At 70.1% G+C, this 23,032-nt stretch carries 26 protein-coding genes and 1 tRNA gene; 10 read left to right on the forward strand and 17 right to left on the reverse strand.

The genetic code is table 11. The features are described from left to right. Window positions 1-167 precede the first annotated feature (167 nt). Window positions 168-2,633, forward strand: a complete 2,466-nt coding sequence (locus ACIPK4_RS03585) for a transglycosylase domain-containing protein (RefSeq protein ID WP_402309016.1) — start codon at window positions 168-170, stop codon at window positions 2,631-2,633. A gap of 9 nt (window positions 2,634-2,642) precedes the next feature. Here the strand turns inward: ACIPK4_RS03585 and ACIPK4_RS03590 are convergent, their stop codons facing one another. The 3 genes from ACIPK4_RS03590 to ACIPK4_RS03600 all read right to left on the reverse strand — a co-directional run bounded on the left by ACIPK4_RS03590 (window position 2,643) and on the right by ACIPK4_RS03600 (window position 3,861). Beyond that, window positions 2,643-2,963, reverse strand: a complete 321-nt coding sequence (locus ACIPK4_RS03590) for a multidrug efflux SMR transporter (protein ID WP_030158619.1) — start codon at window positions 2,961-2,963, stop codon at window positions 2,643-2,645. A 183-nt stretch (window positions 2,964-3,146) separates the two neighbouring features. After that, on the reverse strand, window positions 3,147-3,449 hold the full coding sequence (locus ACIPK4_RS03595; RefSeq protein ID WP_048475576.1) for a co-chaperone GroES: 303 nt from the start codon (window positions 3,447-3,449) through the stop codon (window positions 3,147-3,149). Window positions 3,450-3,543: 94 nt separating this feature from the next. After that, window positions 3,544-3,861 carry a DUF3618 domain-containing protein gene (locus ACIPK4_RS03600; protein WP_402309017.1) on the reverse strand — a complete coding sequence of 106 codons (318 nt, stop codon included), beginning with the start codon at window positions 3,859-3,861 and terminating at the stop codon, window positions 3,544-3,546. A 109-nt stretch (window positions 3,862-3,970) separates the two neighbouring features. On the opposite strand from ACIPK4_RS03600, the gene bcp reads away from it, so the two are divergent. Together bcp and ACIPK4_RS03610 are read left to right on the forward strand one after the other, a co-directional pair. After that, window positions 3,971-4,438 carry a thioredoxin-dependent thiol peroxidase gene (gene bcp / locus ACIPK4_RS03605; RefSeq protein WP_402309019.1) on the forward strand — a complete coding sequence of 156 codons (468 nt, stop codon included), beginning with the start codon at window positions 3,971-3,973 and terminating at the stop codon, window positions 4,436-4,438. Between the two features lie 97 nt (window positions 4,439-4,535). Continuing rightward, a tRNA-Leu gene (locus ACIPK4_RS03610) sits at window positions 4,536-4,619 on the forward strand. Between the two features lie 64 nt (window positions 4,620-4,683). Here ACIPK4_RS03610 and rdgB read toward each other — a convergent pair. The 4 genes from rdgB to ACIPK4_RS03630 all read right to left on the reverse strand — a co-directional run bounded on the left by rdgB (window position 4,684) and on the right by ACIPK4_RS03630 (window position 7,011). Then, complete coding sequence (rdgB, locus tag ACIPK4_RS03615) at window positions 4,684-5,289, reverse strand: RdgB/HAM1 family non-canonical purine NTP pyrophosphatase (RefSeq protein WP_402309020.1); 606 nt, start codon at window positions 5,287-5,289, stop codon at window positions 4,684-4,686. A gap of 50 nt (window positions 5,290-5,339) precedes the next feature. Next, the gene (locus tag ACIPK4_RS03620; RefSeq protein ID WP_054220945.1) at window positions 5,340-5,726 is read right to left on the reverse strand and encodes a hypothetical protein; all 387 of its coding nucleotides are present in this window, start codon (window positions 5,724-5,726) and stop codon (window positions 5,340-5,342) included. A gap of 142 nt (window positions 5,727-5,868) precedes the next feature. Continuing rightward, window positions 5,869-6,594, reverse strand: coding sequence for a ribonuclease PH (gene rph / locus ACIPK4_RS03625; RefSeq protein WP_030299875.1), 726 nt, complete (start codon window positions 6,592-6,594; stop codon window positions 5,869-5,871). 129 nt (window positions 6,595-6,723) lie between these two features. Then, window positions 6,724-7,011, reverse strand: coding sequence for a glucose PTS transporter subunit EIIB (locus ACIPK4_RS03630; protein ID WP_376199056.1), 288 nt, complete (start codon window positions 7,009-7,011; stop codon window positions 6,724-6,726). Between the two features lie 191 nt (window positions 7,012-7,202). Here ACIPK4_RS03630 and ACIPK4_RS03635 point away from each other — a divergent pair, with 191 nt between their 5' ends. Together ACIPK4_RS03635 and ACIPK4_RS03640 are read left to right on the forward strand one after the other, a co-directional pair. Further along, window positions 7,203-8,504 (forward strand): PTS transporter subunit EIIC, encoded by a 1,302-nt coding sequence (locus tag ACIPK4_RS03635; RefSeq protein ID WP_402309022.1) that lies wholly within the window; start codon window positions 7,203-7,205, stop codon window positions 8,502-8,504. A gap of 285 nt (window positions 8,505-8,789) precedes the next feature. After that, on the forward strand, window positions 8,790-10,046 hold the full coding sequence (locus ACIPK4_RS03640; protein ID WP_402309024.1) for a PTS transporter subunit EIIC: 1,257 nt from the start codon (window positions 8,790-8,792) through the stop codon (window positions 10,044-10,046). A 75-nt stretch (window positions 10,047-10,121) separates the two neighbouring features. Here ACIPK4_RS03640 and ACIPK4_RS03645 read toward each other — a convergent pair whose 3' ends face one another. Further along, window positions 10,122-10,874, reverse strand: a complete 753-nt coding sequence (locus ACIPK4_RS03645; protein ID WP_402309025.1) for an MBL fold metallo-hydrolase — start codon at window positions 10,872-10,874, stop codon at window positions 10,122-10,124. A 205-nt stretch (window positions 10,875-11,079) separates the two neighbouring features. Between ACIPK4_RS03645 and ACIPK4_RS03650 the strand changes: the two genes are divergently transcribed. Both ACIPK4_RS03650 and ACIPK4_RS03655 read left to right on the forward strand, forming a co-directional pair. Beyond that, window positions 11,080-11,502, forward strand: a complete 423-nt coding sequence (locus tag ACIPK4_RS03650; protein ID WP_402309027.1) for a hypothetical protein — start codon at window positions 11,080-11,082, stop codon at window positions 11,500-11,502. Beyond that, on the forward strand, window positions 11,502-11,855 hold the full coding sequence (locus tag ACIPK4_RS03655) for a DUF488 domain-containing protein (protein ID WP_402309028.1): 354 nt from the start codon (window positions 11,502-11,504) through the stop codon (window positions 11,853-11,855). Before ACIPK4_RS03650 ends, ACIPK4_RS03655 begins: the two co-directional genes overlap by 1 nt. A 373-nt stretch (window positions 11,856-12,228) precedes the next feature. On the opposite strand, the gene ACIPK4_RS03660 is transcribed toward ACIPK4_RS03655, so the two are convergent. From ACIPK4_RS03660 to clpS, 7 genes are all read right to left on the reverse strand, one after another. Next, window positions 12,229-13,179, reverse strand: coding sequence for a PLP-dependent cysteine synthase family protein (locus tag ACIPK4_RS03660; RefSeq protein WP_402309030.1), 951 nt, complete (start codon window positions 13,177-13,179; stop codon window positions 12,229-12,231). Next, window positions 13,179-13,466 (reverse strand): MoaD/ThiS family protein, encoded by a 288-nt coding sequence (locus ACIPK4_RS03665; RefSeq protein WP_030158638.1) that lies wholly within the window; start codon window positions 13,464-13,466, stop codon window positions 13,179-13,181. Before ACIPK4_RS03665 ends, ACIPK4_RS03660 begins: the two co-directional genes overlap by 1 nt. Window positions 13,467-13,547: 81 nt before the next feature. Further along, complete coding sequence (locus tag ACIPK4_RS03670; protein WP_324603773.1) at window positions 13,548-13,655, reverse strand: putative leader peptide; 108 nt, start codon at window positions 13,653-13,655, stop codon at window positions 13,548-13,550. 77 nt (window positions 13,656-13,732) lie between these two features. Beyond that, window positions 13,733-14,155 carry a Mov34/MPN/PAD-1 family protein gene (locus ACIPK4_RS03675; RefSeq protein ID WP_054220936.1) on the reverse strand — a complete coding sequence of 141 codons (423 nt, stop codon included), beginning with the start codon at window positions 14,153-14,155 and terminating at the stop codon, window positions 13,733-13,735. Window positions 14,156-14,256: 101 nt separating this feature from the next. Next, a complete protein-coding gene (locus ACIPK4_RS03680; RefSeq protein ID WP_402309031.1) occupies window positions 14,257-15,720 on the reverse strand; it encodes an amino acid permease in 1,464 nt (487 codons plus the stop codon). Window positions 15,721-16,047: 327 nt separating this feature from the next. Continuing rightward, complete coding sequence (locus tag ACIPK4_RS03685) at window positions 16,048-16,665, reverse strand: DUF2017 domain-containing protein (protein WP_054220934.1); 618 nt, start codon at window positions 16,663-16,665, stop codon at window positions 16,048-16,050. Further along, entirely contained in the window at window positions 16,665-16,979 is a 315-nt protein-coding gene (gene clpS / locus ACIPK4_RS03690) for an ATP-dependent Clp protease adapter ClpS (protein WP_053784844.1), read from the reverse strand. The genes ACIPK4_RS03685 and clpS overlap by 1 nt, the downstream gene beginning before the upstream one ends. Before the next feature lie 81 nt (window positions 16,980-17,060). On the opposite strand from clpS, the gene ACIPK4_RS03695 reads away from it, so the two are divergent. Both ACIPK4_RS03695 and ACIPK4_RS03700 read left to right on the forward strand, forming a co-directional pair. Continuing rightward, window positions 17,061-18,389, forward strand: a complete 1,329-nt coding sequence (locus tag ACIPK4_RS03695) for a nicotinate phosphoribosyltransferase (protein ID WP_402309033.1) — start codon at window positions 17,061-17,063, stop codon at window positions 18,387-18,389. A 225-nt stretch (window positions 18,390-18,614) separates the two neighbouring features. Next, window positions 18,615-19,217 carry an isochorismatase family protein gene (locus tag ACIPK4_RS03700; protein ID WP_376205296.1) on the forward strand — a complete coding sequence of 201 codons (603 nt, stop codon included), beginning with the start codon at window positions 18,615-18,617 and terminating at the stop codon, window positions 19,215-19,217. A 103-nt stretch (window positions 19,218-19,320) separates the two neighbouring features. Here ACIPK4_RS03700 and ACIPK4_RS03705 read toward each other — a convergent pair whose 3' ends face one another. Together ACIPK4_RS03705 and ACIPK4_RS03710 are read right to left on the reverse strand one after the other, a co-directional pair. Beyond that, complete coding sequence (locus ACIPK4_RS03705; RefSeq protein ID WP_327283626.1) at window positions 19,321-19,623, reverse strand: hypothetical protein; 303 nt, start codon at window positions 19,621-19,623, stop codon at window positions 19,321-19,323. A gap of 112 nt (window positions 19,624-19,735) precedes the next feature. Continuing rightward, window positions 19,736-22,090 (reverse strand): immune inhibitor A domain-containing protein, encoded by a 2,355-nt coding sequence (locus ACIPK4_RS03710; RefSeq protein ID WP_402309085.1) that lies wholly within the window; start codon window positions 22,088-22,090, stop codon window positions 19,736-19,738. Between the two features lie 452 nt (window positions 22,091-22,542). Here ACIPK4_RS03710 and ACIPK4_RS03715 point away from each other — a divergent pair, with 452 nt between their 5' ends. Further along, window positions 22,543-22,941, forward strand: a complete 399-nt coding sequence (locus ACIPK4_RS03715; RefSeq protein WP_402309035.1) for a hypothetical protein — start codon at window positions 22,543-22,545, stop codon at window positions 22,939-22,941. Window positions 22,942-23,032: the final 91 nt, after the last annotated feature.

Consider the following 23,032-nt stretch of genomic DNA (forward strand, 5'->3'; position numbering starts at 1 on the left):
CTCCGTTTTCCCGGTCGTTCCTACGTCGGCCAAAGCGCGCGAGCTTAGTGCGGAGGGGCGATCCACGCGACCGATTTACGCCCGTCCGACGCGGAATGAGCGGCCATCGGGTAGACAGCATGAGGTACAGACGTGGATATTTCGTACGGCGTCGAGGAGTTCTGGCGATGAGCGACCAGTCACCACCACCGGGCTGGAACCCTCGCGACCCGGACACTCCCGAAGGGCCCCGCGGGCAGCCGCAGCCGCAGTCCCCGGCGGCGTCCCCGGGCCGGAGCCAGGGCCGGAACCAGGGCCCCAAGAGCGACCGGCAGGCCCGCAGGGACGCCAAGAGGGCCGAACGGAAACGGAAGCGGACCGGCTGGCGCCGTCTGATCCCGACCTGGCGGATGGCCCTCGGCGCCGTGCTGCTGCTCGCCCTGCTGGTCGTCGGCGGCCTCGTCGCCGGCTACCTGCTGGTCCACATCCCGCCCGCCAACGCCGCCGCGACCGCGCAGTCCAACCTCTACCTCTACGCCGACGGCTCCCAGCTCGCCCGCGACGGCGAGGTCAACCGCGTCAACGTCCCGCTCTCGCAGATCCCCCGCACGGTGCAGGAGGCCGTACTGGCCGCCGAGGACCGGGACTTCTACTCCGAACGGGCGGTCGACCCCAAGGCGATGCTCCGCGCCGCCTGGAACACGGCGACGGGCAAGGGCACCCAGTCCGGCTCGACCATCACCCAGCAGTACGTGAAGAACTACTACCTCGGCCAGGAACAGACGATCAAACGGAAGATCAAGGAGTTCTTCATCGCGATCAAGCTCGGTCGCGAGAAGTCGAAGGACTACATCCTGGAGGGCTACCTCAACACCAGCTACTTCGGGCGCAATGCGTACGGCATCCAGGCCGCCGCCCAGGCCTACTACGGCAAGGACGTCGGCAAACTCACCACCGCGGAGGGCGCGTACCTCGCCACCCTGCTCAACTCCCCCAGCGCCTTCGACGTCGTGTCCCACCCGCAGAGCCGTGAACGCGCACTCGCCCGCTGGAACTACGTCCTCGACGGCATGGTCAAGAAGCAGTGGCTGCCCGCCGCCGAGCGGAGCGCCACCCGCTTCCCCGAACCCGGCAAGGTCCGCCCGGCCGCCGGACTCTCCGGCCAGCGCGGCTATCTCGTCGAGGCCGTCAAGGACTACATCGTCGACCACAAGATCCTCGACGAGAAGACGCTCGCCGAGGGCGGCTACCGCATCACCACCACCATCGACAAGCGCAGACAGAACGCCTTCGTCGACGCCGTCGACGAGAAGATGGCCGACGACCTCGACCCGCAGGCGCGCAAGGCCGACCGCGTCGTGCGGGCCGGCGGGGTCTCCATCGACCCGGCCACCGGCAAGGTCGTCGCCCTGTACGGGGGCGTCGACTACACCAAGCAGTACGTCAACAACGCGACCCGGCACGACTACCAGGTCGCCTCCACCTTCAAGCCGTTCGTGTTCGCCTCCGCCGTCGAGAACGACTCCCGCACCCAGGACGGCCGCCGCATCACCCCCAACACCGTCTACAACGGCGACAACCGGCGGCCCGTCGTCGGCGGCCGGATCCGCTTCGCCCCCGAGAACGAGGGCCAGGTGTCGTACGGCCCGATCACCGTCAACACCGCCACCGACCTCTCCGTCAACGCCGTCTACGCCCAGATGGCCGTGGACGTGGGCACCAGCAAGGTCAAGGAAACCGCCATCGCGCTGGGCATCCCCGAGAACACCCCGAACTTCCTGCCCGTCCCGGCCATCGCGCTCGGCACGCTCCAGGCCAGCGTCCTGGACATGACCCAGGCCTACGCGACCCTCGCCGACCACGGCCGCTACACCCCGTACACCTTCATCGAGAAGATCACCAAGGGCAGCGACAGCGTCCCGCTGCCCGACCGCACCCCGAAGCAGGCCATCAGCCGCGAGGCCGCCGACACCACCACGTCCATGCTGGTCAGCGTCGTCGACAACGGCACCGGTACGGCCGCCCTCGCCGCCGGGCACCCCGCCGCCGGCAAGACCGGCACCGGAGAACTGGACCGCTCCGCCTGGTTCGCGGCGTACACCCCGGACCTGGTCACGGTCGTCTCGATGATGGGCCAGGACCCGGACACGGGCACACTGGAATCCCTGTACGGGGCGCTCGGCGAGGCCCGCATCGGGGGCGGCGGCTACCCGGCCCGGATCTGGGCGCAGTACACGAAGACGGCCCTGGAGGGCGGCGACCCCCTGGACTTCGACCTCGAACTCGAACCGGGCGCGGCCCCGTCGCCCCCGCCGGCCGTCCCCAGCAGCCCGGAGCCCACTCCGGACGAGGAGAGCACGCCGCAGTCCCCGGCCCCGCCGAGCCGCCCGAACCGCCCGAGCCGCCCGACGCCGCCCACCGGCGGCCGGAACGAGGGTCAGGACCAGGGCCAGGACCAAGGACAGGACCAGGGACAGGACACCGGCGGCCAGAGCACGGAGGGCGACACCACGGGGGGCCGGTCCGACGCGGGCACCTCCACCGGGACCGGCACGGGAACGACGTCGGGCACCACGACGGGCGCCACGGCCGGGGCACTGGGCGGCGTCACCGGCGGCCTGCGCGGCCGCCCGCCCTCGGAGTACCTGGAATAGGCGCCCGGCTCAGTGACCGGAGGTCGCCTTCAGCCCCACCACGGCCACCAGCAGCAGGCAGATGAAGAAGATCCGGGCGGCGGTGACGGGCTCACCCAGCACCGCCATGCCGAGCACGGCCGCCCCGGCCGCACCGATGCCCACCCATACGCCGTACGCGGTACCGATGGGCAGCGTCTTCGCCGCATACGAGAGCAGCACCATGCTGGCGACGATCCCCGCGCCGGTGAACACGCTCGGCCACAACCGGGTGAAGCCCTCCGTGAACTTCATACCGATCGACCAGCCGACCTCGAGCAGACCTGCGACGAGAAGCAGAACCCAGGCCATGACAGACACCTCCGGGACGAGAGCGAACGGGGTGCGTCGTCTTGTCCTGCGGCCCAGGCCACCCGGTACGGCGCGTCTCGTCGGGGTTCCCCCACCGTAGCAAAAGCCATACAAAAGGGCCGGTGACACCGGTCACCGGCCCTAACCGCACGGGAAACGATCCAGAACTGATCCAAAAGTGATCTAGAGGTACAGCCCGGTGGAGTCCTTGGACCCCTCCAGCCGCTCCGCGGCCACGGCGTGCAGGTCCCGCTCGCGCATCAGCACGTACGTCGCACCCCGCACCTCGACCTCGGCCCGGTCCTCGGGGTCGTACAGCACCCGGTCGCCCGGCTCCACGCTGCGCACGTTCTGCCCGACCGCGACCACCTCGGCCCAGGCCAGCCGCTTGCCCACGGCAGCGGTCGCCGGAATCAGGATGCCGCCGCCCGAGCGCCGCTCGCCCTCGGGCGAATCGGACTTCACGAGCACACGGTCGTGCAGCATGCGGATCGGCAGCTTGTCGTGGCTGGTGGTGTTGGTGTCGTCGCTCACGCCACGAACCTACCCGTCCGTGGCCCGCCCGTACGCCGCAGGGTCATCAGCGCCTGCGCCGAGCCGAGGTCACGAGCACGCCGACCACACCCACCGCGAGCAGCGCGACGGGCACGATCCGCTCGAAGCGCGGGGTGCCGTCCTCGTGCCGCATGCTGTCGCGCACGTCCGTCAGGAGACGGTTCACGGCGACGACGGCGCGCCCGGCGGTGTGGTCGACCGTCGAGGCGACCCTGGCCTTCGCGTCCCCGATGATCGTCTGCGGGTGCATGCGCACTCCGATCTCGTCGAGCGTCTCGGCGAGCTGTTCGCGGCGGCGGACGATGTCCGCCTCGATCTGTGCGGGGGTCCTGGCTTCCGGCACCGCGCTGCCTCCGTCGTCGTCGGGTCGAGTAGGGGGCGTAGCCCACCATGAACAGTCTGTCAGCTTAGTCTCGGACCCGTACCGATCCCCTCCCGAGGAGACTGTTGACATGAGCGAGCGACTCCAGCCGGGCGACACCGCCCCCGCCTTCACCCTGCCCGACGCGGACGGCAACGAGGTCTCGCTCGCCGACCACAAGGGCCGCAAGGTGATCGTGTACTTCTACCCCGCGGCACTGACGCCCGGCTGCACGAAGCAGGCCTGCGACTTCACGGACAACCTGGCGGTACTGGCGCAGGCCGGCTACGACGTCATCGGCGTGTCCCCGGACAAGCCGGAGAAGCTGGCGAAGTTCCGCGAGCAGGAGCACCTGAAGGTCACGCTGGTGGGCGACCCGGAGAAGCAGGTCCTGGAGGCCTACGGGGCGTTCGGGGAGAAGAAGCTGTACGGCAAGACGGTGACCGGGGTCATCCGGTCGACGGTGATCGTGGACGAGGAGGGCAAGGTCGAACGCGCCCTGTACAACGTCAAGGCGACGGGCCACGTAGCCAAGATCATCAAGGACCTCGGCATCTGACCGATTCCCACCGGGATCCCGCCCCGTTTCTCCGTCCCGCCGCCGTAGACTGACCGCAGCCACTCCGGGCCGATGTCCATTTCGACCCGATTCGTGGGCGGTTGTGGTGGAATTGGCAGTCACGCTGGGTTTAGGTCCCAGTGGGTTAACACCCGTGGGGGTTCGAGTCCCCCCAACCGCATTCAGCGAAAGGCCCCGTACGTGAGCAGCACGTATGGGGCCTTCCGTGTTGCGGGCGGAGGCGGTCAGGCCACCAGGGCGCGGATGAAGGGGACCAGGGCGCGGAAGGCCTGGCCCCGGTGGGAGATGGCGTTCTTTTCCGCGGGGGTGAGTTCCGCACAGGTGCGGGTGTCGCCGTTCGGCTGGAGGATCGGGTCGTAGCCGAAGCCGCCCGTGCCCGCCGGGGTGTGGCGGAGGGTGCCGAGGAGGCGGCCCTCCACGACGCGCTCGGTGCCGTCCGGGAGGGCCAGGGCGGCCGCGCACGCGAAGTGGGCCCCGCGGTGTTCGTCGCCGATGTCCCCGAGCTGGGCCAGCAGCAGGTCCAGGTTGGCCTTGTCGTCGCCGTGCCGGCCCGCCCACCGTGCCGAGAAGATGCCGGGGGCGCCGTTCAGGACGTCCACGCAGAGGCCGGAGTCGTCGGCGATGGCCGGCAGGCCCGTGGCCCGGGCCAGGGCGTGGGCCTTGAGGAGGGCGTTCTCGGCGAAGCTGACGCCGGTCTCCTTGACGTCCGGGATCTCGGGGTACGCGTCCGCGCCGACCAGCTCGTACGGCAGGCCGGCGTCGGACAGGATGGCGTGGAGCTCGGCGACTTTGCCCGCGTTGCGGGTGGCGAGGATCAGGCGGCTGGTCATGGCGGCCATTATTCCGGCCGGCTCCTCGCGGAAGCGGGCGCGGGCCCCGGTCAGCCCGGCGTGCAGACCTTCGACAGTTCCTTCGCCGCGTCGGCGACCGGCTGGATGTCCGGGTTGGGGTTGCCGTTCTCGATGGCGGTGCGGACGTTCTTGACCGCGGTGGTCATGGAGGAGACGGCCTTGCTCAGGTCGGCGTTGTCCGTCTGGTCGCCGACCTTCTTGAGGCTGGTCTCGATCTGGTTCAGCGCGTTCTGGGCGTCCTGCGGGCTGTTGCCGGCCTGGGAGACCGCCTGCTGGAGGTCGTTGGCCCCGTCGGTGATGGCCACGGCCGTGTTCGCACAGTCCATCGCGGTCGAGATCGCGTCGCAGGACGTCAGCGCCGGGACGGCCAGGGCCGCGGCCAGGACGACCGCCGCTATGCGGTGCTTCGGGTTCATGTTCGGGTCTCCCAGGGTGCCGAGAAGGACATGGACGTGGATACGGGGACGGGCGCACGGCTTTGACACCGTGCGCCCGTGTACAGGGAGACGCGCGAGCGCCCTCTGCGGTTCTGGCGGCCGCCGTGGGGGCGGGGGCCGGTCAGAGCTGCAGGGCGCCCAGCTGGATGGCTTCGAGGTCGGCGCAGCCGCCGGCGGCCAGGTCCAGGAGCGCGTTGAGCTCCTTGCGGTCGAAGGGCTCGCCCTCGGCGGTGCCCTGGACCTCGACGAAGCGGCCGTCGCCGGTGCAGACCACGTTCATGTCGGTCTCGGCCCGCACGTCCTCCTCGTAGCAGAGGTCGAGCAGCGGGACGCCGTCGACGATGCCGACGCTGACGGCGGCGACGGTGCCGGTGAGCGGCTTGCGTCCGGCCTTGATCAGCTTCTTCTGCTGGCCCCAGGCGACGGCGTCGGCGAGGGCGACGTAGGCGCCGGTGATGGCGGCGGTGCGGGTGCCGCCGTCGGCCTGGAGGACGTCGCAGTCCAGGACGATGGTGTTCTCGCCGAGCGCCTTGTAGTCGATGACGGCGCGCAGGGAGCGGCCGATGAGGCGGGAGATCTCGTGGGTGCGGCCGCCGATCTTGCCGCGTACGGATTCGCGGTCGCCGCGGGTGTTGGTGGAGCGGGGCAGCATCGAGTACTCGGAGGTGACCCAGCCTTCGCCGCTGCCCTTGCGCCAGCGCGGGACGCCTTCGGTGAAGGAGGCGGTGCAGAAGACCTTGGTGTCGCCGAAGGAGATGAGGACGGAGCCCTCGGCGTGCTTGCTCCATCCCCGTTCGATGGTGACCGGGCGGAGCTGTTCGGGCGTGCGGCCGTCGATGCGAGACATGGGTCCGAGCCTAGTCGGTGCCGGGCCGGGCCCATGTCCGTGTGCGGGGGCCCGGCCGCGGGCGTACGAAGACCCCGTCCGGACAGGTGCGGGACGGGGTCTCGTGGGGTGTGCGAGCGGGTGGTCAGCTCACATCATGTCTTCGATGTCGGCGGCGATCGGGTCGGCGTCCGTGCCGATGACGACCTGGATCGCGGTGCCCATCTTGACGACGCCGTGGGCGCCCGCGGCCTTCAGGGCGGCTTCGTCGACGAGGCTGGGGTCGGCGACCTCGGTGCGCAGGCGGGTGATGCAGCCTTCGACCTCTTCGATGTTGTCGATGCCGCCGAGCCCGGCGACGATCTTCTCAGCCTTGGTGGCCATGTTTTCTCCCTGAGTTCTACGAAGAACGAGTCTCGGCGGTCCAGGTCCAGCCAGCGGGGCCCGCTTTGTCACGGTAGCCCACTGTTGGCCCAGCTACGCGAGCGCGGGTCCAGCTTCTGCCGAATGATGACGATCAGCAGCGACCTGCCCTCCGGGCGGGTGAGTGCGACCTCATCACAAGTGGTCTACACCAGTGTGCCGCACGGGGCGCACCTGCCCAAACGGGCTCGCCAGGGAGGACGCCGATGAGCGCGAGCAGCACCACAGCAGCACCGGAGCCGAAGTGGTGGAGCGGCTTGTACCCGGCGCTGCAGAAGATGGGGCGGAGTCTGCAGCTGCCGATCGCGGTCCTGCCCGCGGCGGGCCTGCTCAACGGGCTCGGGCAGCCGGGCGTGTTCGGCGAGGACGGCCTGAACTGGACGATCGTGGCCAAGGTGATGGTGGCCGCGGGTGGCGCCCTGCTGAACGCGGACCTCGGGCTGCCGCTGCTCTTCTGCATCGGCGTGGCGATCGGCATGGCGAAGAAGGCGGACGGTTCGACGGCGCTCGCGGCGGTCGCGGGCTTCTTGGTGTACCGGGGGGTGCTGCACGCGTTCCCCAACACCTGTCCGGCCGGTACGCGCGACATCGGGGGCGGCTGCCTGGGGCCGAACAACACGTTCGTGGAGTTCACGTACCAGAACCCGGGGGTGTTCGGCGGCATCATCATGGGCCTGCTGGCCGCCTGGTTCTGGCAGCGCTTCCACCGTGTGAAGCTGGTCGACTGGCTGGGCTTCTTCAACGGCCGCCGTCTGGTCCCGATCATCATGTCGTTCGTCGCGATCGGGTTCGCCGCGCTCTGCCTGTGGGTCTGGCCGCCGGTCGGCAGTGCGCTGGAGTCCTTCTCGGACTGGCTGGTGGGGCTGGGCTCCTGGGGCGCCGGCATCTTCGGCGTCGCCAACCGTGCGCTGCTGGTGATCGGCCTGCACCAGTTCCTGAACGTGCCGGTGTGGTTCCAGTTCGGCAGTTACACCAAGCCGGACGGGACGACGGTGCACGGCGACATCAACATGTTCCTGGCGGGCGACCCGGACGCGGGGCAGTTCCTGAGCGGCTTCTTCCCGATCATGATGTTCGCCCTGCCGGCGGCGGCGCTGGCGATCACGCACTGCGCGAAGCCGCAGCGGCGCAAGGAGGTCGGCGGCCTGATGCTGTCGGTGGCGCTGACCTCGTTCGTCACGGGCATCACCGAGCCGCTGGAGTACTCGTTCCTCTTCGTCGCGCCGGTGCTGTACGCGATCCACGCACTGCTGACGGGTGCGTCGATGGCCGTGACGTGGGGGCTGGGGGTGCACGACGGGTTCAGCTTCTCGGCGGGGCTGATCGACTACCTCATCAACTTCAGCCTGGCGACGAAGCCGTTGCTGATCATTCCGATCGGTCTGGGGTTCGCCGTCGTCTATTACGTCGTGTTCCGCTTCGCGATCACGAAGTTCGACATCCCGACGCCGGGGCGGGAGTCGGACGAGGAGATCGCGGCGATGGAGGCGGAGAACACCAAGGCGTAGAGCACGAAGACATCACGGCACCGCGTCGCGTGAGGCCCTCGGATCCATGGATCCGGGGGCCTTCCGCTTGCCCCGGGCCGCAGGTCACCCCCGCGGGCGGAGTGTGGCGTAGACCACAGGAAATCGAAGGTTCCTTATCTATCCCCGACCATGCTACAACTGGTCTACACCACCCATTGGTGTAGACCACGCAAGCCCGGGTCCGGAGCTCGCGTACCCCCATTTTGAGACGCCGCCGGCCCCCGTTCGTCCCCCGGGCGGCGCCTTGCCTTCTGGAGGAACCTCATGTCCACAGCCACCGCTGCGGAAAAGAAGAAGGGCGCGGGCGTGATGGCCGTCATGCAGCGCATCGGCCGGAGCCTCATGCTCCCCGTTGCGGTGCTGCCGGCGGCCGCGCTGCTCGTCCGTCTCGGCGACAAGGACATGCTCGGCGACCCCTCGCTGCCGACGTTCCTGACCAAGATAGCCGGATACATGTCCGCCGGCGGCGGCGCGATCCTCGCCAACATGGCGCTGCTGTTCGCCGTCGGCATCGCGATCGGCTTCGCCAAGAAGTCCGACGGTTCGACCGCGCTCGCGGCCGTGACCGGCTACCTGGTCTTCTCGAAGGTCCTCGCGACCTTCACGGACCCGAGCCTGCCGCAGGTCGAGGCGGTCGTCGACCACAAGGTCGCGCTCGTGGACGCCCCCGTCGACGCCAAGGTGCTCGGCGGTGTCGTCATGGGCATCGTGGTCGCCCTGATCTACCAGAAGTTCTACCGGACCAAGCTCCCCGAGTGGGCGGGCTTCTTCGGCGGCCGCCGTCTGGTCCCGATCCTCTCGGCCTTCGCCGGCCTCGTCATCGGCATCGTCTTCGGCCTGATCTGGCCGGTCCTCGGTACGGGTCTGCACAGCTTCGGTGAGTGGCTGGTCGGCTCCGGCGCCGTCGGCGCGGGCATCTTCGGTATCGCCAACCGCGCGCTGATCCCGGTCGGCATGCACCACCTGCTGAACTCCTTCCCGTGGTTCCAGGCGGGCGAGTACCAAGGCAAGAGCGGCGACATCTCCCGCTTCCTCGCCGGTGACCCGAGCGCCGGACAGTTCATGACCGGCTTCTTCCCGATCATGATGTTCGCCCTCCCGGCGGCCTGCCTCGCGATCGTCCACTGCGCCCGCCCCGAGCGCCGCAAGGTCGTCGGCGGCATGATGTTCTCCCTCGCGCTGACCTCCTTCGTCACCGGTGTGACCGAGCCGATCGAGTTCACGTTCATGTTCATCGCCCCGGTCCTGTACGCGATCCACGCGGTGCTGACCGGTGTCTCGATGGCCCTGACGTGGGGGCTCGGCATGAAGGACGGCTTCGGCTTCTCCGCCGGCGCCATCGACTACCTGCTGAACCTGGGCAAGGCCACCAACCCGCTGGGCCTGGCGGTCGTGGGCCTGTGCTTCGCAGTGGTCTACTACGTGGTCTTCCGCTTCGCCATCACGAAGTTCAACCTCCCGACGCCGGGCCGCGAGTCCGACGAGGAGCTCGCCGAGCTGCTCAAGGCCGAGGCCAAGTAACCACGGCGCCGCGCACCGCGAAGCCCCCGCCCTCCTTCCGGAGGGCGGGGGCTTCGGCGTACGGGCGACGGTGCGTCAGACCTCGTAGACGGCGCCCGCGTACGCCAGGTCGACCGGGCCGTCGTAGACCTCGCGGGCGTCGGCGATGTTCCGGCGGGCGTCGGTCCACGGCGGGATGTGCGTCAGGACGAGCCGGCCGACCCGGCCGCCGCGGGCGAACTCCCCGGCCTCGCGCCCGTTGAGGTGGAGGCCCGGGACGTCCTCCTTGCCGTGCGTGAAGGACGCCTCGCACAGGAACAGGTCGGTGCCCTCGGCGAGCACCCCCAGCTCGGGGCAGACGCCCGTGTCACCGGAGTACGTGAGGGAGCGGCCGCCGTGCTCGACGCGGATGCCGTAGGCCTCCACGGGGTGGCTGACCCGCTCGGTGCGGACCGTGAACGGACCGATCTCGAAGCTGCCGGACTTCAGGGTCCGGAAGTCGAAGACCTCGCTCATCGAGCGCTCGTCGGGGACGTCCTCGTACGCCGTCGTCAGACGCTTCTCGGTGCCTTCGGGACCGTAGACGGGGATGCTGCCGCAGCGGCCGCCCTCGTGGCGGTAGAAGCGGGCCACGAAGTAGGCGCACATGTCGATGCAGTGGTCGGCGTGCAGGTGGCTCAGGAAGATTGCGTCGAGGTCGTAGAGACCGATGTGGCGCTGCAGCTCGCCGAGGGCGCCGTTGCCCATGTCGAGGAGCAGCCGGAAGCCGTCGGCCTCGACGAGGTAGCTCGAACAGGCCGATTCCGCGGACGGGAACGACCCCGAGCAGCCGACGACGGTGAGCTTCATGGAGCGTAAACCTCCGGGGACGGTCCGTGGACGGAATGCGGGCCGTGCGTGGGTCGAGCGTAAGGCGCGAAACGTCAGGTCGCTCCTCCGCGGCAGGCCGTTGTGGGGGGAATCACCTGTGCTGTCACCCGGGGGAGCGACGCTGGGCACGGGCGTGCCGGTGTACTGCCGTGCCGGGGGGTGCGGGCGCGGCTACCTTCGGAATATGGACACGTCCTGGTGGCCGGCGGCAGCTGCGGTGGTGGCCGTGGTGCTGGTGGTGCTGGTCGCGGGGCGTCGGCCGGCGGCCGCCCGGCGGGCCGCGCCGCAGCACGGGCCGGGTGCGGCGCCGCAGCCGCAGGCCGGTGAGCTGTGGTCCCTCGCCGACGGGCGGCTGTGCCTGGTGCTGGCGGTGGCCTCCGTACGGACCCACCGGGCGCGGGTCGCGTGGATCACCGGGAAGTACGACGACCGGCGGGCCGGGGTGATCCCGCTGCCGCCGGGGACGGTCGGGGCGCAGGGGGGGCGGGTGAGCTACCTGGAGGCGGACCGGCCGGCCGAGGTGTCGGTGTGGGAGTTGGGGAGGCGGCTGGGCGTGCTGGATCCGGCGGTGTGGGACGAGGTCAGGGGACTCGGAGGCGGCGGCTGATGGGGGTGCGGGTGCGACGGGTCTACGACCCCCCGGAGCCGGGGGCGGACGGCGTACGGGTCCTCGTGGACCGGCTGTGGCCGCGGGGCCTGGCGAAGGCGGTGGCGGCGGTCGACGAATGGCCGAAGGCGGTGACCCCGTCGGGGGAGCTGCGGAAGTGGTTCCACGGCGGCGGGGGCCCGGCGCAGGAGTTCCGGGCGCGGTACGAGGCGGAGCTGGCGGAGCCGGAGGCGGCGGCGGAGCTGGAGCGGCTGCGCGCGCTGGCCGAGGCGGGTCCGGTGACCCTCCTGACTGCGGTCAGGGACCCGGCCTCCAGCCACGCGGCCGTCCTGGCGGACCTGCTGTCCGGCTGACCGGCCGGCGTCCGAGCGCCCGGGCCCGGGGGCGATCCGGGCCGGCCGGTCCGGCTGTGCGCCGTGCGGCGCCCGGCCTCCGGCCACGCGGCCGTCCTGGCGGAGCTGCTGTCGGCCGGCGGGTCGGCGGGCCCCGGATCGGCTGGTCCGGCTGTGCGCCGTGCGGCCAGGACCGTACTCGGGCGGGGTGTCTGCCGCCGGCGGCGTCCCGCCCGTGGGGCAGTCTCCCCGCCCCGCCCCCACCGTTCCCCGGGGCAGGCCCCGGACCCCCGGCTTCGGCGCCGAAGGGCTGGACGAACCCGGTCGGCGCCGGCGCGGGCGGGGCCGGATCAGCCCCGCGGCCGGGCCGGGGCCGGGGCGGTGTCCCGGCGGGTCAGGCCCAGAGCTGGCCCTGCAGGGTTTCGATCGCCGCTTCCGTCGTCGCGGCCGTGTACACGCCCGTCGACAGGTACTTCCAGCCTCCGTCGGCCACCACGAACACGATGTCCGCCGCTTCGCCCGCGGCCACCGCCTTGCGGCCCACGCCGATCGCCGCGTGCAGGGCGGCGCCCGTGGAGACGCCCGCGAAGATGCCCTCCTGCTGGAGGAGTTCACGGGTGCGGGTCACCGCGTCGGCCGAGCCCACGGAGAAGCGGGTCGTCAGGACCGAGGCGTCGTACAGCTCCGGGACGAAGCCCTCGTCCAGGTTGCGCAGCCCGTAGACCAGGTCGTCGTACCGCGGCTCCGCCGCGACGATCTTGACGCCGTCGACGTGCTCGCGCAGGTAGCGGCCGACGCCCATCAGGGTGCCCGTCGTGCCCAGCCCCGCCACGAAGTGGGTGATCGACGGGAGGTCCCGCAGGATCTCGGGGCCCGTCGTCGCGTAGTGGGCGCCCGCGTTGTCCGGGTTGCCGTACTGGTAGAGCATCACCCAGTCGGGGTGTTCCGCCGCCAGTTCCTTCGCCACCCGGACCGCGGTGTTCGACCCGCCCGCCGCCGGCGACGAGATGATCTCGGCTCCCCACATGGCCAGCAGGTCACGCCGCTCCTGGCTCGTGTTCTCCGGCATGACGCACACGATCCGGTAGCCCTTGAGCTTGGCCGCCATCGCGAGCGAGATCCCGGTGTTTCCCGAGGTGGGCTCCAGGATCGTGCAGCCGGGGTACAGCCTGCCGTCCTTCTCGGCCTGCTCGACCATGTGGAGCGCGGGCCGGTCCTTGATGGACCCGGTCGGGTTCCGGTCCTCCAGCTTGGCCCAGATCCGGACGTCGTCCGAGGGCGACAGCCGGGGCAGCCGGACGAGCGGCGTGTTGCCGACCGCGGCCAGCGGGGAGTCGTAGCGCATCAGACGGAGCCGCCGGCGACCGCCGGGAGGATGGTGACGCTGTCGCCGTCCTTGAGGGCGGTGGAGATGCCGTCGAGGAAGCGGACGTCCTCGTCGTTGAGGTAGACGTTCACGAAGCGGCGCAGCTTGCCGCCGTCAGCGCCCTCGACGATTCGCTCTCGAATGCCCTTGTGGCGCGTCTCCAGGTCCGCGAACAGCTCGGACAGCGTGGCGCCCTCACCGCTGACGGCCTTCTCGCCGTCGGTGTAGGTGCGGAGGATGGTGGGGATGCGGACCTCGATGGCCATGGCTGGCTCCAGTGGTGAAGTAAGGCGGGAGGGGCGTAAGGGCGCGCGGCGCGATGGCCCCCGCGCGAGGGGCTGTGGTGCTCAGGCGGCAGGACAGATGCTGCTGGCGAGGCGGCACAGGTCGACGTGCAGCCGCGCCACGAGCAGCAGCCTGCCGGGCGTCTCGATGCTCACGTCGTGGGGAACCATGCGGTCATGTTAACGATTCCCGGTCCCCCGTTTGGAGTGTGATCCCGAATCGTGGACGCAAACCGACCACATCGTGGTCAGTAGGCCTCTACGACCTGCACTTCCTCCTCGGTGATGACGCCTTCGACGATCCGGTACGAGCGGAACTGGAACTCTCCGAGGCCGTCGGTGTCCGCCGTGGAGACCAGGACGTAGTGCGCGGCGGGCTCGTTGGCGTACGTGACGTCCGTACGGGAGGGGTAGGCCTCGGTCGCGGTGTGCGAGTGGTAGACGATCACGGGTTCCTCGTCCCGGTCGTCGAGCTCGCGGTACAGCTTGAGCAGATCCTTCGAGTCGAACTCGTAGAACGTGGGCGAGCGGGCCGCGTTGAGCATCGGGATGAACCGCTCGGGGCGGTCGGTGCCGGCCGGTCCGGCCACGACGCCGCAGGCCTCGTCGGGGTGGTCCTTGCGGGCGTGCTCCACGATCCGGTCGTACAGCGCCTGGGTGAGGGTCAGCATGGTCGACAGGATAAGCAGACGGGCCCTCCCGTACCGAGGTGTGGTACGGGAGGGCCCGGATGCTGGACACGAGGCCCGTCGGGGCCCGGTGGGAGGAGCGGTCAGGCGACCGGCTCGGAGGCCCGCTCGGAGGCCTTGTTGAAGGCGGCTCCGCCCGGGTTGCGCTTCTTGAGCACCAGGTACGAGACGCCCAGGATCAGGCCCCACAGCGGGGCGCAGTACAGCGAGACGCGGGAGTCCTTGTCGACGCCCATCATCACGATGACCATGCCGATGAAGGCCAGGGAGAACCAGCTCGTGTACGGGGCGCCGGGAGTGCGGAAAGTGGACTGGGGCAGCTCGCCGCGGTCGGCCTTGGCGCGGTAGCGGATCTGGCAGACCAGGATGACGATCCAGGCCCACATGCCGGAGATGGTGGCGAAGGAGACGACGTAGTCGAAGGCCTTGCCGGGGGCCACGTAGTTGATCCAGACACCGACGAGCATCAGCGCGGCGGAGAAGGTGGTGCCCACGAGCGGGGTGCCGGTCCTGGTGAGCTTGGTGAAGAACTTCGGGCCCTGGCCGTTGAGCGCGAGGTCGCGCAGCATGCGGCCGGTGGAGTACATGCCCGAGTTGCAGGAGGACAGGGCGGCGGTCAGCACGACGAAGTTGACGATCGCGGCGCCGATGCCCAGGCCCATCTTCTCGAAGGCGAGGACGAAGGGGCTCTCGCCGGCCTTGAAGTTGGACCACGGGATGACCGACATGATCATGATGAGTGCGCCGACGTAGAAGACGGCGATGCGCCACGGCACGGTGTTGATGGCCTTGGGCAGGGTCTTCGCCGGGTCCTTGGACTCGCCCGCGGTGACGCCGACCAGCTCGACGGCGAGGAAGGCGAACACGACGATCTGCAGGGTCATCAGCGTCTCGCCGATGCCGTTGGGGAAGAAGCCGCGGTCGTTCCACAGGTTGGACACCGAGGCGCCGGCGGCGGCGTCGGAGAAGCCGACGGTGAGGATGCCGGCGCAGATCAGGATCATGCCGACGATGGCGGTGACCTTGACCATGGAGAACCAGAACTCCAGCTCGCCGAAGAGCTTCACGGAGATCAGGTTGGCGGCGTAGAGGATGACCGTGAAGATCAGCGCGTAGGCCCACTGCGGGAAGCTGTCGTGCGTCCAGTACGACATGTACTTCGCGGCGGCGGTGACCTCGGTGATGCCGGTGACCACCCAGAAGAGCCAGTACGTCCAGCCCGTCGCGTATCCCCAGAACGGGCCGAGGAACTCACGGGCGTAGTCCGAGAAGGAGCCCGAGACCGGGCGGTACATCAGCAGCTCGCCCAGGGCGCGCATGATGAAGAAGATGACCAGGCCGACGATGGCGTAGGCCAGGATCAGGCTCGGGCCGGCCTTCGAGATCGCCTTGCCGGCGCCCAGGAAGAGGCCGGTGCCGATGGCGCCGCCGATCGCGATCATCTGGATCTGGCGGGCTCCGAGTGCGCGGTGGTAACCCTCGCCGTCCTCGGCCGCGGCGCCCTCGCCGGGCGTCCTGTCGTGCTGCTCGACCTGCACAGAGGTCATGTCTTGGTGCGCCTTTCTCCACGCCGACCCGCGCCTCGAAGGCAGCGGATCGGGTCCTCGATCCCCCCGGATACGGATGGAGTTGCACCCGGCGGTCAGCCGGTTCGAACGGGCCGGGGGACATGGGTGGCGCCCCGTCGGCGGTCGTGAAGATTTATCACGGGCTTATGGGTGACCGCGGCGTGGAAATGTGACGCATAGCACATGGAATTCGGGACAGAGGTCCTGAAACGCATCAGATCACCGCATCGCGGTGATCTGATCGTTATCCGGATTTGAGCGTCCGCTGAGCGAACAATCGTGAACAATCGGCGAACGGCGTTCGCGTCAGAGGGTCTCGATGAGCGTTTCCTGGAGGCCGCCGAGCCACAGGTAGGCCATCACCATCGGCTTGCGCGGATCGTCGTCGGGCAGCCGGAAGAGCATCGCGCTCTCCTCGTCCTCGGTGATGTCCAGGCGGGCCGCGATCGTCAGGCGCAGGTCGTTGAGCGCGCCCAGCCAGCGCAGCGGGAGTTCCCCGGTGAGCTCCAGCACCGCCGCCCCGTCACCGCCGGGCGTGAGCCCGTCCAGGCTGCGCACGACGCAGAGGGCGTCCTCCCGCTTGCGGGTGCGCAGGTCGTTCTCGGTGAACCGGCGGAACTCCGCCGACCGGGCGGCGAGCTCGGCGGGGTCCACACCCTGGTCCTCGGGGCCGGGACCGCCGTAGGCGTCGGGGAAGAGCCGGATCAGCGCGGGGTCGGAGGGCCGCTCGGTGGGCCCCTCGCTGCCCTCGGCGAACAGCACGGCCAGCGGGTCGGCGTCCTCGTCCGGTTCGGGCGCGCCCGGGCCGATGAGCTCCAGCAGCTGGACGGCCAGCGAGCGCAGGATGGAGATCTCGATCTCGTCGAGCGCGATGGCGGCGCCGCCGCCCTTCAGGGCTTCGAACATTCCGGCGGAGCGCCCCATCAGATGCGGTCCTGGGAGAGGGTCGCCCACAGGCCGTAGCCGTGCATGGCCTGCACGTCGCGCTCCATTTCCTCGCGGGTGCCGCTGGACACGACCGCCCGCCCCTTGTGGTGGACGTCGAGCATCAGCTTGTGCGCCTTGTCCTTCGAATAGCCGAAGTACGCCTGGAACACGTACGTCACGTAGCTCATGAGGTTGACCGGGTCGTTGTGCACCAGGGTCACCCAGGGAACGTCGGGTTCGGGGACCGCGAAGGTCTCTTCGGCCGACTCGGTGCGTTCGATCTCAATGGGAGCAACACTCACTTGTCCCATGCTGCCACTGCGACCGGCCGGTCGCACAAACGGGTCCCGAGATCTCGTCAGTTTGACGAAATGTGCGCTAGCATCCGTGACATGAACCCTGCGGACCTGGGCCTGCCGGTGGACGTGCCGTCGACAGCGCTCTTCACGGATCATTACGAGCTCACGATGCTGCAGGCCGCCCTGGCGAACGGCACCGCCGACCGCCGCTCGGTCTTCGAGGTCTTCACCCGGCGGCTGCCCGAGGGACGCCGCTACGGGGTGCTGGCGGGCACCGGCCGCGTCCTGGACGCGGTGGAGAACTTCCGCTTCGACAGTGCGGTGCTGGAGTTCCTGCGCGAGCGGGCCGTCGTCGACATGCGGACGCTGGACTGGCTGTCCTCGTACCGCTTCTCGGGCGACATCTGGGGCTACCCGGAGGGCGAGGTCTACTTCCCCGGCTCCCCGGTCCTGCGCGTCGAGGGCAGCTTCGCCGAGTGCGTGCTGCTCGAGACGGTGATCCTCTCGATCCTCAACCACGACTCCGCGATCGCGGCCGCCGCCTCCCGGATGGCCTCGGCCGCCGGCGAGCGGCCGCTGATCGAGATGGGCGCCCGGCGCACCCACGAACTGGCGGCGGTGGCGGCCTCGCGGGCCGCGTACGTCGGAGGCTTCGCCTCCACCTCGGACCTGGCGGCCGGCTTCCGGTACGGGATCCCCACCGTCGGGACCTCGGCGCACGCCTTCACGCTGGTGCACGACACCGAGCGGGACGCGTTCCAGGCCCAGGTGGCCTCCCTGGGCGGCGGGACGACCCTGCTCGTGGACACGTACGACGTCGCCGAGGCCGTACGGACGGCCGTCGAGGTCGCCGGGACGGGGCTGGGCGCGGTGCGGATCGACTCCGGCGACCTGCTGCTCGTCGCGCACCGGGTGCGCCAGCAGCTGGACGAGCTCGGGGCCACCGGGACGAAGATCGTGGTCACCTCCGACCTCGACGAGTACGCGATCGCCTCGCTGGCGGCCGCCCCGGTGGACGCGTACGGCGTCGGCACGCAGCTGGTGACGGGCAGCGGGCACCCGACGTGCTCGATGGTCTACAAGCTGGTGGCGCGGGCGGCGTCGGCGGACCCGAAGGCCCCGCTGGTGCCGGTGGCGAAGAAGTCCTCCGGCGGCAAGACCTCGATCGGCGGCCGCAAGTGGGCGGCGCGGCGGGTGGACACGGAGGGCGTGGCCGAGGCCGAAGTGGTCGGGACCGGGCCGGTGCCCTCGGCCCTTGCGGACCGGCAGCTGCTGGTCCAGCTGGTCAAGGCGGGCGAGGTGGTGGCCCGCGAACCGCTGGAGACGGTCCGCGACCGCCACCGCGAGGCCCGAGCCGGACTCCCGCTCTCCGCGACGCAGCTGTCCCGCGGCGAGCCGGTGATCCCGACCGAGTACGCCTGACCCCGCGGGCCTGCCGCCGGCGCCGGGGTGCTGCGCCGGGGCCCCGCCCGGGCCCCCGCGGCGCCGTGCCGGGTCCGGCACGGGGTCGTACCGGGCCCGGTACGGACCGGCACGGCGTCCGTGCTGGGTCCGGTACGGGGCGGCCGTTTCGGGAAGGGGCGGGGTGGGGGAAGAGCCCCCCGCAGGGCCCGCCGCAGCACACCATCAAGCCGAAGGGCACGCGAAATGCACCGCGCACTGATCGTCGTCGACGTACAGAACGACTTCTGCGAAGGCGGCAGCCTCGCGGTCTCCGGCGGGGCCGACGTCGCCGCCGCGATCACCGAGCTCATCGGGCAGGCGACGGCCGGCTACCGGCACGTCGTCGCGACCCGCGACCACCACGTCGACCCCGGGTCGCACTTCGCGCACGCACCGGCCGAGCCGGATTACGAGAACTCCTGGCCGGTCCACTGCGTCGCCGGCACCGAGGGCGTCGGGTTCCACCCGAACTTCGCGCCCGCGGTCGCCTCGGGCGCCGTCGCCGCCGTCTTCGACAAGGGCGCGTACGAGGCCGCGTACAGCGGGTTCGAGGGCGCCGACGAGAACGGCACCCCGCTCGCACAGTGGCTGCGCGACCGGCAGGTCACCGAGGTCGACGTCGTCGGGATCGCCACCGACCACTGCGTGCGGGCCACGGCCCTCGACGCGGCCCGCGCCGGGTTCACCACGCGCGTGCTGCTGGACCTGACGGCCGCCGTGGCCCCCCACACCGCCGCACGGGCGGTGGACGAGCTCCGCTCGGCCGGGGTCGGGCTCGTCGGCGAGGGCCCCCGCCAGGGCCCGTGACGGACCCGCCCGGGCGGCGGCCCGGGCCCGGATCCGCCCGGGCGACGTGCCCGGCCCGGGCGACGGATCCGCCCGGGCGGCGGACCCGTCCGCAAGGCGGGCCTCAGTGACCCAGCAGGGTCCGGATCGGGTGCCAGAGCTCCTGGGCCCGGTCCGGGGCGCCGCGCCACAGCAGACCGTCCGGATGGTGCAGGACGGCCGTGACCTCGTCCGGGGTCGGCGGCTGGGCGTTGCCGCGCAGGTACACGGCCCGCATCCCGAGGTTCCGCAGCCTGGTCAGGGCGCGGGCCCGGTTCGCGGCGTGGACCAGCACGCGGACGTTTCCGCCCTCGCCGCAGGGCCTCGGCAGCGTGAGCGCGACCACCACGCTGCCGCCCGGCAATCTGACGAAACCTCCACCTGGCATGATCTTCAGCTCCCCCGTCAATAAGAAAACTCGCACCCGCATCTAAACGCGATCGGCCGCCGCCCGCTAGGGGGCGACGGCCGATCATGCTTTGACCTGCGATTTTGCCGAATTACTTGGCGGCGGGACCGACCTCGACCGTCATCTGGAGACCGTCGTAGGTCTCCTTCGCGATCTTGATCTTGGTGTTGGTGTCAGCGACCTTCACCGAACCGGTCGGGTTCTCGTCGTAGTAGTACTTGCCCTTGTGGTCGTCGAAGACCAGGTTCGCGGGCTTCGGCTTCAGGAACAGCGACTCACCGTTCTTGTGCAGGGTGAACGCGTCCGTCGAGTACGCGCTGAACGGCGCGTCGTACGGCTGGATCTTGTTGCGCAGCAGGGTGCCGTCCGACCACTTCATCGGCTTGGCGTTGGCGTCGATCGGCAGGATCAGACCCGAGCCGGGGTGCACGCTCGTGTTGTTGTCCTTCTGGGACTTGTCCCAGAGCCAGATCAGCAGGCCGTCCTGGTACGGGTAGTGCTCGACCCAGCCCGGCTTGGAGTTGGCCCAGCCGAAGTTGTACGGGCCCACCTTGAGGGTGGAGTCGTACGAGACGTAGCGGCGGTTCTCCGCGATGTAGTACTGCGGGTACTCCTTGGTGAACCCGGCACCGACGCGGGAGAAGCCCTTGCCGGTCCAGCCGTTGTCGCCGTTCTCGGCGCCGTCGGTGAACAGGGTCTGGCCGTCCGCGGTGATCGCGAGGGCGTCGGCGGTGAAGCCCTTGCCGCCCGCGCCGCCGTCCGTCTGGTAGCGGAAGCGGAGGTCGATCTTCTTGCCGGCGTAGGCGTCGAGCGGGAACTTCAGGTCCTGCCAGCCGCCGGAGACATCGGTGAGACCGGCGTTGCCCGCGGCGTCGGCCGGGATGGCCTTGCCGTTGGCGGTGCCGTTCAGGACGGTCCAGGTGGCGCCGCCGTCGGTGGACACCTCGGTGTAGAGGTAGTCGTAGTCCTTCTCGATGTCCCACCAGCCCTTGAGGCCCAGTGCGGCGGAGGACTTGCCGGTCAGGTCGACCGTGCGGGTGAGGGTGTTCTTGAGGTCGTCACCCATGTTGCTCCACCACTGCGAGGAGCCCTCGGCGGGAGCGACGATGTCGGTCTTGACCTGCTTCTTCGGCAGCTCGACGACCAGCGCCTGCTTGTCCTTGGTGTTGTACTCCGACACGCCCAGCTTGTGGGTGGACTTCGTCGCGGCCTTGGCCGTGTCGTAGTTCAGCCAGCCCAGCTGGAGCTTGTCCCAGGCGGTCATGTCGCCCGGCTTGTCACCTATGGAGTCCTTGCCCTCGCCGAGCCAGGAGCCGGCGGACATCAGGGACCAGAAACCGACCGAGTTCTCGCCGCCACCGGTGGTGTCGTAGAGGTCCGGCAGACCGAGGTCGTGGCCGTACTCGTGCGCGAAGACGCCGAGGCCGCCGTTCTCCGGCTGCATCGTGTAGTCGCCGACCCAGATGCCGGTGTCGCCGATCTGCGTGCCGCCGGCCTTGTTGTTCGCCGGGCCGGTCTTGCCCGCGTCGGTGCCGTAGGCGTACCAGCGGTGCGCCCACAGGGCGTTGGTGCCCTGGACGCCGCCACCGGCCGACTCGTCCTCGCCCGCGTGGACGATCTGGAAGTGGTCGATGTAGCCGTCGGGCTCGTTGAAGTTGCCGTCGCCGTCGTAGTCGTTGCGGTCCCACTGGTCGTACTGGGCCAGCGTGGCCTTGATCTCGGCGTCGGACTTGCCGGCCTTCTTCTGGGCGTCGACCCAGGCGTTGACACCGTCGCGGACGGTGTCCCACACGTTGGCGCAGTTGGTCTGGCCGCAGTAGTTGGAGCCGTAACGGGCCTCGTTGTTCGGGATCTTGACCCAGTCGGCGACCTGGCCGTCGACCGAGTAACGGCCCGAGGAGGTCTTCTCGTAGTAGGTCTTCAGCGAGTCCTTGCCCTGGCCCGTACCGAAGTACAGGTCCTGGAAGTAGTCGCGGCTGAAGTCCTTGCGCCAGGCCGTGCTGTTGTTCTGCGCACGGTCGGGCTGGGCGATCGTGTTGTGCAGCGGACCGGGGGTGCCGCCGTACTTCGGGACCGCCGGCTTGGGGCCGTCGGGGCCGTCCGGGTCGAACATGGTCGTGTTGTCGACCTGGTCGCCGAACTCGACGAGGATCGTGAAGATCTTGTCGGTCTTCTCGCGGCCGAGCTCGACGTACTTCTTGTCGTCGAGCTTGACGACCTTGGAGGCGCCGCGCTGCTCGACGGCCTTCTTGCCGCTCAGCACCTGGTCGATGGCTGCTTCGCGGGCCTGGGCCTGCTGGTCGCTGAACGGGCCCTTCAGGTTGTGCTGGACCTGCTCCTTGGCGGGAGCGGTCGGGTCCTGGCGCTCCACGGGGGCCGCGGTCGACGGCGCCGCAGAGGCCTGGGCAGTGACGAGGAAGGCGCCGGAAACCGCGGTTGCGGCCAGGGTCACGCCGACGGCTGCGGTACGCAGCGCTCGTCGACGACTGGAATTGCTGGTCACTTGATGTCGTTCCCCTCCCGCGGCCGCGACACAGGTCGGAACGTCTCCATAGGAGCGGGGGGTTCCGCGCGGCGCGCGTCTCAAGTGACGACATTTGACCGGAGAGTCTAAAGAAAAGACAGACCTTGACTTCTTCCTTACAACTGCACTATGCGGTCAGGGAGTTCCGCTATCCGGACGTTCCTCTGCCATACGGGACGAAGGGCGCGTCCTGGCCACATGGTGGGACGGGGGAATGAACCCGTGCGCCCCCCGTGCTCCGGGCACCGTGGGTTAGGTCACGCTTACTGGCGGTTCCGCGCGGGAATCCCCCGACGTAGAGTCTCTTGCCGCGCGACCTCGTTGACGACCCAGTTGAGCAGACTCCCCTCCCCGCCTTGAGGATGGAAATCGCCATGCCGCGTCCGACTGCCGCCCAGTTGTTCTACGGGTCCGCCACCGTAGTCGTGTCGACGATCGCCATGCTGCTGCTCTCGCAGACGAGCACGGGGCGCGGGATCGCCGTCATCGCCACCGCCGCCCTGGCCCTCGGACTGCTCGTCGCGCTCACCGCGGCGAACTCCCGCCGCCGCGGGCGCCACGCGGCGCCCGCCGGGGCCCCCGCGTCCACCGCGCACACCCCCGCCGTTTCCGCCGGTGTTGCCGAAATCACTCCCGGAACCGCTCCCGGAACCGTGTCCGGAGCCGAGACCGCGGCCCCGTCCGGGCCGGTTCCCGCGGACGCGCCGGCGGCCGCCCGGGTGCCGGAACCCCGGGCGGCCGCCTCCGAACAGCCGGTGCTGCCCCTTCGCTAGTAGTGCTTGGTCAGGTTGGTGTTGTTGGTGCGTGTCCTGTGGGTGCGGTGTGTCGTTGAAGAGGTGTGACGCCGGAGGAAATGGCATGTGT

This window comes from Streptomyces sp. NPDC086989 (genome assembly GCF_044745505.1).
Taxonomy (GTDB): Bacteria; Actinomycetota; Actinomycetes; order Streptomycetales; family Streptomycetaceae; genus Streptomyces.